Origin of the sequence: Bacillus sp. RE35, from assembly GCF_052146655.1 — a bacterium.
GTDB classification, from domain to species: domain Bacteria; phylum Bacillota; class Bacilli; order Bacillales; family Bacillaceae_G; genus Bacillus_A; species Bacillus_A cereus.
Map to the genome: position 1 here is coordinate 5278765 of NZ_CP197377.1, position 13841 is coordinate 5292605.

Below are 13841 nucleotides of genomic sequence, written 5' to 3' on the forward strand. Positions count from 1 at the left end.
GAGGCAAAAAGCGCCTTTTGCAGGAAAGAACCTTAGCCACCGGGCCTAAACAGTCGGCTTCACTTTTATTTCACCCAACCGAGCAGCATTTCCCGCACGAATTTGCTTGCTGCGACTGGTGTTTGATCACTATGGTCGTAGACTGGAGCTACTTCTACCAAGTCTGCTCCAACTACATTTATATTTGAATTTGCAATTGCTACGATGGAATCTAATAATTCTTTAGATGTGATACCGCCAGCTTCTAACGTTCCTGTTCCTGGAGCGTGAGCTGGGTCTAATACATCAATGTCGATTGTGACATAGACTGGGCGGCCAGCAAGTTTCGGTAATACTTCTTTTAACGGTTCTAATACGTCAAATTTGTATAAGTTCATACCTACTTCTTTCGCCCATTCAAATTCTTCCTTCATTCCAGAACGAATTCCGAAAGAATATACGTTTTCCGGACCAATTAAATCACACACTTTACGAATTGGTGTAGAGTGGGATAAAGGCTCCCCTTCATACGATTCACGTAAATCAGTATGAGCATCCATGTGGATGATTGCTAAATCCGGATATTTTTTTGCCATTGCCTTAAAAATTGGCCAAGACACTAGGTGCTCACCGCCGAGACCTAGTGGAAACTTATCGGCATCTAAAAGTTTTGATACATACTCTTCAATCATGTCTAAGCTGCGTTGTGCGTTTCCGAATGGTAATGGGATATCACCCGCATCAAAATATTTTACCTCTTCTAGTTCACGATCTAAATACGGGCTATATTCTTCAAGACCGATTGATACTTCACGAATACGTGCAGGGCCAAAACGAGATCCCGGACGGTAACTTACTGTCCAATCCATAGGCATCCCATAAATAACTACCTTTGACTCTTCAAAACTTGGATGACTTTTAATAAATACTTTACCTGAATAAGCTTCATCAAAACGCATATTCTTTTCCTCCTTATGTGGAACTTAAGGTATCCCAACCTTTCACTATTTCTCAAATTTGGAGCGAATTGCTCCTCTTTCTCGATTTACCGGGTCTTCTTTTTAACAACAAGAAGACGATTTTCTCTACAGAAGTGTAAGTAGCTAGCATGTTCAAGTCTTCTGGACAAACACCTTAAATGAGCTACTTACACTTTATTTGTTTGATACAATTCTCTTACTTAATTAAATCGCCAACAAATTTCGGTAATGCGAATGCTGCATTGTGTAATTCTTTTGTGTAGTATTTCGTTTCGATTTCGTGGAAACGCTCTTCACTTACTTCTAATGGATCATGTTTTTTAGATCCAATTGTGAACGTCCAAAGACCACTTGGGTAAGTTGGAATGTTTGCTGTGTATAAACGAGTGATTGGGAAGATCTCTTTTACGTCTTTAAACACAGTTGTAATTAACTCTGGTGTGAACCAAGGGTTGTCCGTTTGTGCAACGAAAATACCATCTTCTTTTAACGCTTTTGAAATTCCAGCGTAGAAGCCTTTTGTAAATAGGTTTACTGCTGGTCCTACTGGCTCAGTAGAATCTACCATAATTACATCGTATTCATTTTCGCTTTCTGCGATATGTAGGAAACCGTCTCCTACTTTTACTTCTACACGCTCATTATCTAATGCGCCTGCAATTGATGGTAAGTATTGTTTAGAGTACTCAATTACTTTTCCATCGATTTCAACAAGAGTTGCTTTCTTTACACTTGGGTGTTTTAACACTTCACGAATAACACCACCATCACCGCCACCAACAACTAATACGTTTTCAGGGTTTGGATGTGTAAATAAAGGTACGTGCGCTACCATTTCGTGATAAACGAACTCGTCCTTTTCTGTTGTCATAACCATGCCATCTAAAATAAGCATGTTTCCGAACTCTTCCGTTTCAACCATATCAAGTTTTTGGAATTCTGTTTGCTCCGTATGTAATGTGCGGTTAATACGCGCCGTAATCCCAAAATGTTTTGTTTGTTTTTCAGTGAACCATAGTTCCATCGTACAATCACGCCTTTCAATGCAAATTTATAATAGGGACATCATTAATGTCCCCTAACAAAAATAAAACAAAACATCCAAAATGTATAGTTAAAAGTACAAAAATACCGAAAATATATTTTAGTCAGAGGGTTCTAACATATGTGCGGAAAGGGTTTGCACCGTAAAAGGAAAGAAAACCCTTTCTTAAGAAAGGGCTTTTGTCTCTATTTCTACTGGTTTACGAATTGGAATTAGGATCATAATACAACCAACTAACACCACAATTCCACCTACTAAAAACGGACTTTGTGGTGAAACAGTATGACCGATAATTCCTGATAAAATCGGAGCAATCGCACCACCTAACCAACGAACAAAGTTATAAACACCTGAGGTAACAGATCTTTCATAAGGTGAAATATCCATTACATAACTTGTGTATAATGCATTGTTTAAGCCAGACGCCAATCCTGATAAAACGATAAGAGTAATTTGTAACCACATAATTTTCACAAAGAATAGTGCAATTAAGAAAATCGCAAATACGAGTAAACTACCCTTCAATAATGTTTTTGGTTCATATTTCCCTTCTAGCTTATGTGCTAAAATTGCAGAACCGTAAGCTAACGCGAGTCCCCATCCGCAAAATACAAAGCCTAATTGAATAGCTGATAAATGCATAATAAGTGGTGAATATGCTAACACGACAAAAAATCCGTAGTAGTATAGCATCCCTGAAATGGCACCTTGCATAAATGGTTTATACTTCACCAGGTTAAGTAATTCCCCTACGCCAGCAGCCTTACGCTTCACTTTTCGTTCTGGTTCTTTTACAAAAAAGAATACTAAAATAAATGCTAAGAAAATTAAAATACTCGTCGCGAAAAACGGATAACGCCAAGAATGACCACCTAATATCCCGCCTAATAACGGTCCGCCAGCCATACCTAAGCCGATAGCTGCTTCGTATAATCCTACTGCTTCATGAACTTCTTTACTTAATGCAATCAATAAAGTCATCGCCGTCGCGAAGAACATCGCATTCCCTAATCCCCATCCAGCGCGGAAAAGAGATAATTGAGCAATCGTTTGTGACATACCACATATAAACGCAAATACAGTCACAATCGCAAGACCGATTGTCATCATCCGTTTATCACCAAATCTCGATGCAAATATACCAGCTGGTAACATCATAATTGCCATCGTTAAAATATAAGCGGTAAATAACATTTCAACTTGCCAATGCGATGCACCAATTTTCTCTGCAATAATCGGCAAAATTGGGTCGACTACTCCTATACCCGAAAAGGCAAGGAAGGTAGCCACCACTGTAATCAATCTCCCTAGTTTTTGTTTGCTCTCCATTTTGATTACTCTCCTTTTGTGCTCTCTAAAAATGTTACTGCACGATGTAAACTATCTTCTAGTTCTGCCTTTACACGTTGCATTTGCTCCATTTTTTCGTCTAACGTTTGCACTTGTTTTTCAAGCATATCTTTAATTTCTTGAATCACTTCACGATCACGAGGATTTTCGCTATTTCTTCTTTGCTCCATTCTTTCTTTTAGTGATAAGAAATGCTGCATTTCTTGAAGTGTGATTCCTAGCACTTCTTTCGCTTCTACAATTCTTTTAATTCTGGCAATATCCTCATCCGTATACAGACGGATATTTCCCTCACTACGTTCTGGGGGATGAATTAAACCAATTTCCTCATAATAACGAAGTGTACGTTTTGTTAAACCGACTTGCTTTGTTACTTCATCAATTTTATACATGTTTATTCCTCCCTTCACTTGATTATTACATTTTACGTTAACGTTAACTTTTCTGCAACTGTTAGACTTTTGTAAATGTTTGTCATATTCAATTGTATTTTCCCTAAAGCAGTTTCATAATAAAAGAAAAGAGATAATAAGGAGAATTTCACATGAGTAAACCACTTATTTTCGCTCACCGCGGAGTAAAAGGAACACATCCCGAAAATACGATGATTGCCTTCCAAGAAGCAGAACGCATTGGTGCTCACGGAATTGAACTCGATGTCCACTTATCAAAAGATGGTGAACTTGTCGTAATTCACGATGAAACCGTCGATCGTACAACAAATGGCGTTGGACTTGTTTCTGAAAAAACGGTAGAGGAACTACAATTATTGGACGCTGGTAGCTATAAAGACCCTTCTTTCCATGAAGCAAAAATCCCAACGTTGCGTGAGGTTTTCATTTGGCTTTCCACAACGAACTTACAACTAAATATTGAATTAAAGACAGATGTTATTCATTACCCAAATATTGAGGAAAAAGCTGTTGCACTTGTGCGTGAATATCATCTTTCTAATCAAATTGTATTTTCATCATTTAACCATGACTCTGTTTCATTATTAGCAGAAATTGCTCCTGAAATCCCAAGAGCAATTTTATATGATACACCACTTACTGATCCAATTTCCGAAGCAAAACATAGAGAAGCAAGTGGATTACATCCAAACTTCCAGTTATTAACGAAAGAATTTGTGCAGTTAGCACAAGAGCAAGGATATGTTTTCCGTCCATATACAATTAACGAATACAAAGATTTACAAACTATGATTGATTATGGTGTAGATGTCATCATTACCGATTGGCCAGCACGTGCCTTTGAGCTCCTTTCTTAATGGAAGGAGCTTTTTATTTTCGAAATTTCATTGTTTAAAATAAACGAAAACCCTCAATACTAATACAATAACGCTTGTATTAATGAGGGGCTGAAAAAAGATGGATCAAACTATGAATCCAAAACTTAAAAAATATAAACGTCTTTTCTTCACCGCAATGTTTTCGTGCGTCCTTTTCTTCGTTTTTTCTTTTTTTGTTATTATTATAGTTGCAAAAATTATGGGACCTCCTCCTGTTGCGGTCCCGCAAACAAGCGTCTTTTACGCAAACGATGATACTGTTATTGGACAAAGTAACGAAATTCAAAAACGTTACAATGTCTCTCTTAATGAAATTTCACCTTATGTAAAAGAAGCGACCCTTTCTATTGAAGATCAAAGATTTTATAAACATCACGGCTTCGATGTGAAACGGATTGCAGGTGCAATTGTTGCTGATTTAAAAGCGATGGCAAAGGTACAAGGAGCTAGTACAATTACACAACAATACGCGCGTAATCTGTATTTAGATCATGATAAAACGTGGAAACGAAAATTATTAGAGGCAATGTACACTATCCGCCTTGAAGTAAACTATAATAAAAATCATATTTTAGAAGGATATTTAAATACAATTTATTACGGACATGGCGCTTATGGCATCGAAGCTGCGTCCCGTCTATATTTCGATAAAACGGCAAAAGAGTTAACATTAGCAGAAGCTAGTATGCTGGCAGGTATCCCGAAAGGGCCAAGTGTCTATTCTCCCTTTTTGAAAGAGGATCGCGCTAAAGGACGACAAGCTCTCATATTAGATGAAATGGTGAAGCAAGGATATATTACGAAGCAACAAGCAACCTTAGCGAAGAAAGAGACACTAACTTTTGCCTCATTAGATACGAAAAAAGTAGCAGAGGTCGCACCATATTTCCAAGATGCTGTACAAGCTTCGCTTCTTCGTGATGTTGGATTAGACGAACAAGCTTTACAACGAGGTGGCTTACGAATTTATACAACGCTAGACCCTAAACTACAAGCTGTAGCAGAACAAGCTGTAAAAGATCATATACCTGACACAACAAACATACAAACTGCTCTCGTCTCTATGAATCCAACGACAGGTGAAGTGGCTGCTCTTGTTGGTGGAACTGATTATAATATGAGTCAATTTAACAGGGCTACACAAGCCGTTCGTCAGCCTGGTTCTACATTTAAGCCATTTCTATATTATGCGGCATTAGAACGAGGATTCACGCCTGCTACGCGCTTAAAAAGCGAATATACTGTATTCACCCTAGGTGACGGCGTTTCAAAGTATAAACCGAAGAACTATAAAGATTATTATGCAGATGATTTCGTAACGATGGCACAAGCTCTCGCAGTCTCTGATAACATTTATGCTGTGAAAACGAATTTGTTTTTAGGAGATGACACGCTAGCAAAAACAGCGAAACAATTTGGAATTAAAAGTGCATTAAAAGATGTGCCTTCTCTAGCTCTCGGTACATCACCAGTAAAACCAATTGAAATGGTTAACGCTTATAGCATGTTCGCAAACGGTGGAAAAGAAGTAAAACCTACTTTCATTCGCCGCATTATGGATCATGAAGGAAATATATTATACGATGCTCATTTAGAGAGTAAACAAGTTCTCGACAAGAGCAAAGCGTTTGTAATGGAAGAAATGATGACTGGTATGTTTAATAAGAAACTAAGCAGTTATGCTGCTGTAACTGGCCAATCGATGTTATCAAAATTATCAAGAACATATGCCGGCAAATCTGGTTCTACTGAAACGGATAGTTGGATGATCGGATTTACTCCGCAAATCGTAACAGGTGTATGGGTCGGATATGATCAACCTAAATCTATTTCAAACGTAGCAGAACAGGGGTATGCGAAGAAAATATGGACTGATACGATGGAGAAGGGCTTAGATGGACAGCCTAAAAAAGAATTTAAACAACCAAGTGACGTCGTAGCGGTTAATATCAATCCAGAGAACGGTAAAATTGCTACAAAAAATTGTCCTATTTCTGTGAAAATGTATTTCGCTAAAGGTACCGAACCGACTGAATATTGTATGGATCACGTCGATGATAAAGAAGAATTTGAAAAAACAACTGAAGAAAAGAAAAAAACAAGTTGGTGGAAAAAATATCTTCCTTGGTAAAAAAATAGCTGACGGGCATCCGTCAGCTATTTTTTATTCACTTAATAATGCACGGCGCAATTCTTCACTAGATTCGTTCCAAATCGCTTCATTATGTTCTTTCAAGAACGTACCAAGTACCTTTTTAGATGATTCATCCATATGGTCAACCATAATGTGACGCTTCAATGATTTATCCATTTTATTTACGTGTTCTGGAAGTGATTTATATCCGCGGCGAATCTCACGGTCAACTGTCATTTCACAAGCTGTTACACCTGCGTAATACGCACCTGTCGCAGTTCTTTCAATTGTTACCCAAACAAGCCAAAATGGTTTTCCATTTGGAACTTCATCTTTATTTGTTAAAAACTTAATACCTTTTTCTACTGTACTACGCGCATGCATCGCACCGATATCAACGAATGCAGTCTTCTCTAGTACATCAACAAATACGGGTGAAATGTTTTCTAAGCTTAATGCTCCAACACCAAATCCACCATGTCCATCTGTTGAATCATTTTTCACGATATTAAAACCGATTTTTTTCTTTTTCTCTGTCATATGTAAAATCCTCCTCACTTAAAAATTATAAAAGGCCAAAAATAGGCGCAATGATGCTGTCTAAAAATACAAATACATGCGGAATAACTACCTGGAAAATAGGTTGAATTGTGTAATTACTAAGCGGTGTAATAACGAGAATTAATAACGCAATTGCCCCGTATTTTTCATACTGTGTCATTTTCGCGCGAATATTTGCTGGCGCTAAATCTTCCACAACTCGATATCCATCAAGTGGCGGGATCGGTAATAAGTTAAATACAAGTAAAACGATATTCAGCATAATAAAAATCTGGAAAAATTGAGCTAACGTATCTGCCACTGCAGATGGAATTGAGTATAATACACCAAATTTTAATAAGCTATACCAAATCATTAAACCAATTGCACTTAAAATTAAGTTACTAATCGGCCCTGCAATTGACACTAATATACCTGCCAGACGCGGTCTTTTAAAGTTATATGGATTAACAGGAACTGGTCTTGCCCAACCGAATCCAAGAATTAATACTGCAATCAAACCGATAGGGTCTAAATGGGCCATCGGTGATAACGTTAAACGCCCTTGTCTCTTTGCTGTATCGTCCCCAAATTTATATGCAACATATGCATGTGCAAATTCATGAACGGATAGTGCAATAATAATTGCCATTGCTACTAACGGAATTTCGTGCAATGGATATCTAAATAACTGATCCATACTTCATCTCCTCTTCCATATGTCAAAAAAAGAAATTATTTGTTTTTTCGATTGTTCTTCCCCATAATCCGCTATAATAAGAGTGTAACTTACATAAAAGGAGCGATTGTACATGCCATACGTAACAGTGAAAATGCTAGAAGGACGCACAGAAGAACAAAAGAAAGCTCTTGCTGAGAAAGTAACAGCAGCAGTAAGCGAAACAACTGGTGCTCCTGAAGAAAACATCGTTGTTTTCATCGAAGAAATGTCTAAAAACCATTATGCAGTTGGCGGAAAACGCTTAAGCGACAAATAATTTCAAGTTTTTTCATAAGAAGCAGCCATTAGCTGCTTCTTATTTCTTTCCTTCTAACAACTCAATAATTCTCTCTTTATATTTTCCTTTTCTTCCATCTTCATAGATTAAATCATGTGGATAGAATAGCTTTTGATCCGTTCTTTTCTTACCTGTAATCGCCTCAACAATATCCGACTCACGTGAAAGCTCTCTAAGCTCTCCGTTTGGCATAAGAAGTAGGATTGGTAGACGCTCTTCTTCTTCTCCTGCACGATAAAAGTCATACGGTAAGTCTGATGTTGAATCAACTACTAAATAATACTCCGGATCAAGTCCAATCTTTTTAAATAAACTACTTAATTCCATCCAATTATCTAAACCGTGTTTATCTGTAAACTCTACATATTTAAATAGATTTCGATTCATAAAACGGCGGCATAAATCGCTTAAAATTGGATCTTCTTCTTCCTGCCATACTTGGAAGTAGTAATACATAACGTTCTCGTCTAACTTTAAATAATCCTCTACTGTTACTTCTTCTTCAAATAAAGAATAGAAATGAACAGGATGATTTTTGAATGTATAATACTTCTCGTGCAGTGATTTCGCACGGTGTAAAATCTTCGTTAAAATAACTTCTGCACTTCGCGTTACTGGGTGGAAATATACTTGCCAATACATTTGATAACGACTCATAATGTAATGCTCAACAGCATGCATACCACTATTTTTAATGACTACTTGATCCCCATACGGGCGCATTACACGCAGTATACGTTCCATATCGAAGTTTCCGTACTTTACGCCTGTAAAATAAGCATCTCTTAATAAATAATCCATACGATCCGCATCAATTTGGCTCGAAATCATACTAATTGCTAATTTATTAGTAGACGTTTTTGCAATTACATCTGCTACCTTTTGTGGAAACTCCTTATCAACACGACTTAATACATCATTAATCTCCGTATTGCCAACAATAATCTTTTGCGTAAATTTCTCATGATCTAATGAAAATACTTTTTCAAACGAGTGAGAAAATGGGCCGTGACCGACATCATGAAGTAATGCCGCACATAAACATAACAATCTATCTTCAGCATTCCAATTTGGTCTGCCATCAAACACATCATCAATCATACGACGAATAATTTCGTATACACCTAACGAATGAGTAAAGCGACTATGCTCTGCACCGTGAAATGTAAAAAATGTCGTTCCAAGCTGCTTAATACGGCGCAAGCGTTGAAATTCTTTCGTTCCGATTAAATCCCAAATAACACGATCACGCACGTGCACATATTTATGTACTGGGTCTTTAAACACTTTTGTTTCGCTGAGTTTGTCGTTTAAATATACCACTTTCCGACATCCCCCTTTCTTTACTACATTCTTACTTTATATTATAAACGAAATGAGAAACAGAAAGAAATGAAAGACTGTATTAATTCCCTTTATAAAAAGAAAAAATCACCTTTACCGAAGTAAAAGTGATTTCCTTTATACATTATTTACCTAAAACGAATTCAGCAACTTCGTCTAAGATCATATCTTTCCCTAATGGGAAGTAACCTTTGTTTAAGTCTTCATTTTTAATTGTGAATACGTGGTTGTTTTTAACAGCGTTCATGTTTTTCCAAATTGATTCTTCTTGGAATTCTTTCAAGCGCTGAGAACCGTCACCAGTTGTAAATACGAATAAGTAATCTGGGTTGTAATCGATTAAAGCTTCTTTTTGTACTTGTACTAGTGGTTTATCAGTTGGTGTACCTTTAACTGCTGGTAGTTTTAAGTCATTAAAGATTACGCTACCGTAACCGTAGTCACCGTATACGCGGAAAGCATTTGGATATGCAGCCATTTTCATAAATGTTGCTTCACCAGTTTTAGCGACGATTTTGTCATGTAATTTGCTTGCTTTTTCATCATACTTTTTGAACCATTCTTTTGTTTCTTTTTCTTTACCGAAGATTTGACCTACTTCTTCAAATTTTGGACGCCATTGATCTAATGGAGTGTTTAACATAACTGTTGGTGCAATTTTAGATAATTGATCATAAATCTTTTCTTGACGATTATTTACAAGAATTAAATCTGGTTTTGCAGCAGCTACTGCTTCGATGTTAATTTTATCGCCCCAAGCAGAACCAACTGGTTTAACGTCTTTTAGTTTCTTTTCAATATGTGCATCAATTTTTTCTTGAGATGTATTAGCAGTAATAACCGGTTTCATACCGAAAATTAATAATTCTTCTGTTGAACCACTAAGGTCAGCAATTTTCTTTGGGTTTGCAGGAATTTTAATTTCCCCTTTTGCATGTTTTACAGTGCGCTCTTCAGTCTTTGCATCTGCTTTCTTTTCTTCTTCTTTGTTAGAACAAGCTGCAAATAGTACAGAAGTCACAACTAGTACCATTGCTAATAGTGCCATTTTAAAATTCTTCATGTTCCCACTCCTTCTAGCTGTATTTATCTTATAAGTTACAACGAACTATAAGAAACAAAGATAACAATTAATTAATATATATTTATTAATTGTTGTTAATAACCCATTCTAACGGGCGTTCAACTTCCCATTCTTATATAAGAAGCTCAACGTCCATTAGAAGTCCCCCTCTTCACGAGGGGGTTCTACTTATGCTTTTTTACGCAATTGATTACTAATCATCGCTAAATCATATGTTAAACAAATTGGCTTACAGTTTACTGGACATGGAACGATTTGAGCTTCAATCTCAAATACGTTACGAAGTGTTTCACTTGTCATAACTTCATCTGGCGTTCCTTGTTTCATTAACTTACCTGCTTTTAATGCAATCATATGATCGGAGAAACGAGAAGCGTGATTTAAGTCATGGATAACCATAACAATCGTTCTACCTTCTTCTTCATTTAACTTTTTCAATAAGTTTAATACTTCTAATTGATGAGCCATATCTAAGTACGTCGTTGGTTCATCCAATACAAGTAATTCTGTTCCTTGTGCAAGAGCCATTGCAATCCAAACACGTTGACGTTGACCGCCTGATAGCGCTTCTGCTGGACGATTCGCAAATTCTTTCATTCCTGTCACTTCAAGTGCCCAGTTAATGTAGCGATAATCCTCTTCTTTCAACGTGCCAAACCCTTTTTGATGAGGGAATCTTCCATATGACACAAGCTCAAATACAGTAAGACCCGTTGGCACTTCTGCAGTTTGTGGTAAAATCGCCATTTTCTTTGCAATTTCTTTCGTTGGCTGTTTCTCAATTGCTTTTCCGTCAAGATAAACAGTACCTTGCTTTGCCTTCAAAATACGAGACGCCGTTTTTAATAATGTGGACTTCCCACAACCATTTGGTCCAATAATTGTTGTAATTTTCCCTTCCGGAATTTCAACTGTTAATCCATCAATAATTAAACCTTCATTATAGCCAACCGATACCGCATCCACCGCTAAAGTTGCCATACGAAAAGCCTCCCTTTATTTTGTCCTCATAAGTAAATAAATAAAATACGGTGCACCAATTACAGAAATAACAAGACCGACTGGTATTTCTGAAGTTGTTAGTACACTTCTTGAAATTACGTCTGCGAATAAAAGTAAAAACGTTCCTATTAGCGCAGCTGTGGGCAACATAATTTGATGTTTACCACCAACAAGGCGCCTTGCTAAATGCGGGGCCATTAAACCGATAAAGCCAATTCCGCCGGCAACAGCAACAGATGCCCCTGCTAAACAAACTGCAATAAATAATAATTTACGTCTTTCTTTTTCTACGTTTACACCAAGGCCAACTGCTGTAGAATCGCCTAGGTTCATTACATTTAATATGTGTGCTTTACTTATAGCAAGCGGTAAGAAAATAACCATCCATGGAAGTACACTTAATACGAATTTCCAATCTGTACCCCATAGACTTCCCGCCAGCCAAATCGTAGCAAAACGAAAATCGTTAGATGTCATCTTCATAGAGAAAATTAAACTAACAGCTCCAAATCCAGCTGCAACGGCAATACCGACTAGTATTAATCGAGTCGATGAAACGCCGTCTTTCCATGCTAGTAAATAAATAATTACCGCTGCTAATATCGCTCCAACTAGTGCGAAGAATGGGAGAATGAATACAGATAAAAATGTACCAGTCCCTACTTTCCCGAAGAAGAAGTAGACGAATATAACAACTGTTAATCCCGCTCCAGCATTAATACCTATAATACCTGGATCAGCAAGAGGATTTCGTGATAAACCTTGCAAAATCGCGCCTGACATAGCTAAAGCAGATCCGACTAGTATAGCAATTACCATACGCGGCATACGGAATTCAAATAAAATAACAGACTGATCTTCAGCCCCTAGTCCAACCAATGACTTTAATACGTCCATTGGCGGGATTTTAAAAGTTCCTGTATTTAAACTAATAAGAAATATAGAAACGATTAGTCCTACTAAAATCGTTAATATAGAAATGTTCTTTTTTGTTAAGACACTCGTCCTCACATCTTTCCTCTCCCTTCATTACGTGCTAAGTAGAGGAAGAATGGAACCCCAATTAGTGCTGTAATTGCTCCAATTGGCGTTTCAAATGGCGGGTTAATAACGCGAGATAACATATCTGCACATTCAATTAACAGCCCACCTAAGACCGCAGAACATGGAATAACCCATCTATAGTCCGAGCCTACGAGGAAACGAGTCATATGCGGAATTACAAGACCAACAAATCCAACTGATCCTGCCATGGAAACTGCGGAACCCGTTAAAACAAGAACAAGTACTGTTCCGATAAATTTAATCAATGTCGTATTTTGACCAAGTCCAATCGCAATTTCTTCACCGAAGCTCAAAATTGTAATATATCTCGACATCATAATTGCGATAAAAAGACAAATAAGGCCAATTGGCACTAACATATTAATACTTTGCCATTTCACTCCAGCGACTCCGCCTGCATTCCACATACTCACCTCTTGGGCAAGATTGAAATACAATGCGATTCCAGATGAAATTGCCCCTAATAAAGCACTAATAGCTGCACCTGCTAAAGCTAATTTCACAGGTGTTAATCCACCTGGTGAAGAAGATCCAATTCCATATACAATGCTTGCACCAAACGCAGCTCCAATAAAAGATGCGATAACAAACATTAAATAAGGTGAATTAGGGAAAAATGCATACATAATTGCAATTCCAAATACAGCTCCATCTGTAATCCCCATTAACGATGGTGAAGCAAGTGGATTTCGCGTCATACCTTGCATAATTGCTCCTGATACCGCTAAAAAGGCACCTGCAACTACGCCCCCTATTGCTCTAGGCATGCGAAGCTCTTGAATTACGTTATGATGTGTAATAGATCCATCAAACTGAAATACAGCTTGCCATACAGTCTTTAAACTAATATCTGCAGCCCCAAAAGAAATAGAAACTGCCATGCTTAAAGCTAACAAAATTGTACCCGCTACTAAAATAATAGAAGCGATGAGCGGTCTGCTCTTAATCTCTTTAACATTCTCTTCTTGCTGTTCTATACTGCTTGCGCTCGCTTCCATCCCTCAACCA

14 protein-coding genes are annotated in these 13841 nt (G+C 37.4%); 3 read left to right on the plus strand and 11 right to left on the minus strand.

Annotated features, from left to right (window positions below; all coding sequences use genetic code 11):
* Positions 1-65 precede the first annotated feature (65 nt).
* The 4 genes from speB to ACTL4X_RS27020 form a co-directional block, all read right to left on the minus strand.
* The gene (gene speB, locus ACTL4X_RS27005) at positions 66-938 is read right to left on the minus strand and encodes an agmatinase (RefSeq protein WP_001209831.1); all 873 of its coding nucleotides are present in this window, start codon (positions 936-938) and stop codon (positions 66-68) included.
* 217 nt (positions 939-1155) lie between these two features.
* A complete protein-coding gene (gene speE / locus ACTL4X_RS27010; protein WP_000424696.1) occupies positions 1156-1983 on the minus strand; it encodes a polyamine aminopropyltransferase in 828 nt (275 codons plus the stop codon).
* Between the two features lie 186 nt (positions 1984-2169).
* The gene (locus ACTL4X_RS27015) at positions 2170-3333 is read right to left on the minus strand and encodes an MFS transporter (protein WP_000444228.1); all 1164 of its coding nucleotides are present in this window, start codon (positions 3331-3333) and stop codon (positions 2170-2172) included.
* Between the two features lie 5 nt (positions 3334-3338).
* A complete protein-coding gene (locus ACTL4X_RS27020) occupies positions 3339-3746 on the minus strand; it encodes a MerR family transcriptional regulator (RefSeq protein ID WP_000276560.1) in 408 nt (135 codons plus the stop codon).
* Positions 3747-3898: 152 nt separating this feature from the next.
* On the opposite strand from ACTL4X_RS27020, the gene ACTL4X_RS27025 reads away from it, so the two are divergent.
* Together ACTL4X_RS27025 and ACTL4X_RS27030 are read left to right on the plus strand one after the other, a co-directional pair.
* Complete coding sequence (locus ACTL4X_RS27025) at positions 3899-4624, plus strand: glycerophosphodiester phosphodiesterase (protein ID WP_000042779.1); 726 nt, start codon at positions 3899-3901, stop codon at positions 4622-4624.
* Positions 4625-4724: 100 nt separating this feature from the next.
* Positions 4725-6776 carry a transglycosylase domain-containing protein gene (locus ACTL4X_RS27030; RefSeq protein ID WP_000372958.1) on the plus strand — a complete coding sequence of 684 codons (2052 nt, stop codon included), beginning with the start codon at positions 4725-4727 and terminating at the stop codon, positions 6774-6776.
* 33 nt (positions 6777-6809) lie between these two features.
* Here ACTL4X_RS27030 and ACTL4X_RS27035 read toward each other — a convergent pair whose 3' ends face one another.
* Both ACTL4X_RS27035 and ACTL4X_RS27040 read right to left on the minus strand, forming a co-directional pair.
* Entirely contained in the window at positions 6810-7319 is a 510-nt protein-coding gene (locus ACTL4X_RS27035; RefSeq protein ID WP_000136678.1) for a YwhD family protein, read from the minus strand.
* 25 nt (positions 7320-7344) lie between these two features.
* A complete protein-coding gene (locus ACTL4X_RS27040; protein ID WP_086401108.1) occupies positions 7345-8019 on the minus strand; it encodes a site-2 protease family protein in 675 nt (224 codons plus the stop codon).
* A 112-nt stretch (positions 8020-8131) separates the two neighbouring features.
* Between ACTL4X_RS27040 and ACTL4X_RS27045 the strand changes: the two genes are divergently transcribed.
* The gene (locus ACTL4X_RS27045) at positions 8132-8317 is read left to right on the plus strand and encodes a 2-hydroxymuconate tautomerase (RefSeq protein ID WP_001147171.1); all 186 of its coding nucleotides are present in this window, start codon (positions 8132-8134) and stop codon (positions 8315-8317) included.
* Between the two features lie 39 nt (positions 8318-8356).
* Here the strand turns inward: ACTL4X_RS27045 and ACTL4X_RS27050 are convergent, their stop codons facing one another.
* The 5 genes from ACTL4X_RS27050 to ACTL4X_RS27070 form a co-directional block, all read right to left on the minus strand.
* On the minus strand, positions 8357-9661 hold the full coding sequence (locus ACTL4X_RS27050; protein ID WP_000262741.1) for an HD domain-containing protein: 1305 nt from the start codon (positions 9659-9661) through the stop codon (positions 8357-8359).
* 145 nt (positions 9662-9806) lie between these two features.
* A complete protein-coding gene (locus ACTL4X_RS27055; protein ID WP_000787724.1) occupies positions 9807-10745 on the minus strand; it encodes an ABC transporter substrate-binding protein in 939 nt (312 codons plus the stop codon).
* A gap of 189 nt (positions 10746-10934) precedes the next feature.
* On the minus strand, positions 10935-11747 hold the full coding sequence (locus ACTL4X_RS27060) for an ABC transporter ATP-binding protein (protein WP_000212068.1): 813 nt from the start codon (positions 11745-11747) through the stop codon (positions 10935-10937).
* Positions 11748-11762: 15 nt separating this feature from the next.
* Entirely contained in the window at positions 11763-12779 is a 1017-nt protein-coding gene (locus ACTL4X_RS27065; RefSeq protein ID WP_001260757.1) for a FecCD family ABC transporter permease, read from the minus strand.
* Positions 12776-13831 (minus strand): FecCD family ABC transporter permease, encoded by a 1056-nt coding sequence (locus ACTL4X_RS27070; RefSeq protein WP_000388293.1) that lies wholly within the window; start codon positions 13829-13831, stop codon positions 12776-12778. The genes ACTL4X_RS27065 and ACTL4X_RS27070 overlap by 4 nt, the downstream gene beginning before the upstream one ends.
* Between the last annotated feature and the right edge of the window lie 10 nt (positions 13832-13841).

What these genes read in the sequence shown, in the direction of transcription:
- ACTL4X_RS27020 (WP_000276560.1), bottom strand. Translation starts at nt 3,746, where the DNA reads ATGTATAAAATTGATGAAGTAACAAAGCAAGTCGGTTTAACAAAACGT.
- speE (WP_000424696.1), bottom strand. Translation starts at nt 1,983, where the DNA reads ATGGAACTATGGTTCACTGAAAAACAAACAAAACATTTTGGGATTACG.
- speB (WP_001209831.1), bottom strand. Translation starts at nt 938, where the DNA reads ATGCGTTTTGATGAAGCTTATTCAGGTAAAGTATTTATTAAAAGTCAT.
- ACTL4X_RS27060 (WP_000212068.1), bottom strand. Translation starts at nt 11,747, where the DNA reads ATGGCAACTTTAGCGGTGGATGCGGTATCGGTTGGCTATAATGAAGGT.
- ACTL4X_RS27035 (WP_000136678.1), bottom strand. Translation starts at nt 7,319, where the DNA reads ATGACAGAGAAAAAGAAAAAAATCGGTTTTAATATCGTGAAAAATGAT.
- ACTL4X_RS27055 (WP_000787724.1), bottom strand. Translation starts at nt 10,745, where the DNA reads ATGAAGAATTTTAAAATGGCACTATTAGCAATGGTACTAGTTGTGACT.
- ACTL4X_RS27015 (WP_000444228.1), bottom strand. Translation starts at nt 3,333, where the DNA reads ATGGAGAGCAAACAAAAACTAGGGAGATTGATTACAGTGGTGGCTACC.
- ACTL4X_RS27040 (WP_086401108.1), bottom strand. Translation starts at nt 8,019, where the DNA reads ATGGATCAGTTATTTAGATATCCATTGCACGAAATTCCGTTAGTAGCA.
- ACTL4X_RS27070 (WP_000388293.1), bottom strand. Translation starts at nt 13,831, where the DNA reads ATGGAAGCGAGCGCAAGCAGTATAGAACAGCAAGAAGAGAATGTTAAA.
- ACTL4X_RS27030 (WP_000372958.1), top strand. Translation starts at nt 4,725, where the DNA reads ATGGATCAAACTATGAATCCAAAACTTAAAAAATATAAACGTCTTTTC.
- ACTL4X_RS27025 (WP_000042779.1), top strand. Translation starts at nt 3,899, where the DNA reads ATGAGTAAACCACTTATTTTCGCTCACCGCGGAGTAAAAGGAACACAT.
- ACTL4X_RS27045 (WP_001147171.1), top strand. Translation starts at nt 8,132, where the DNA reads ATGCCATACGTAACAGTGAAAATGCTAGAAGGACGCACAGAAGAACAA.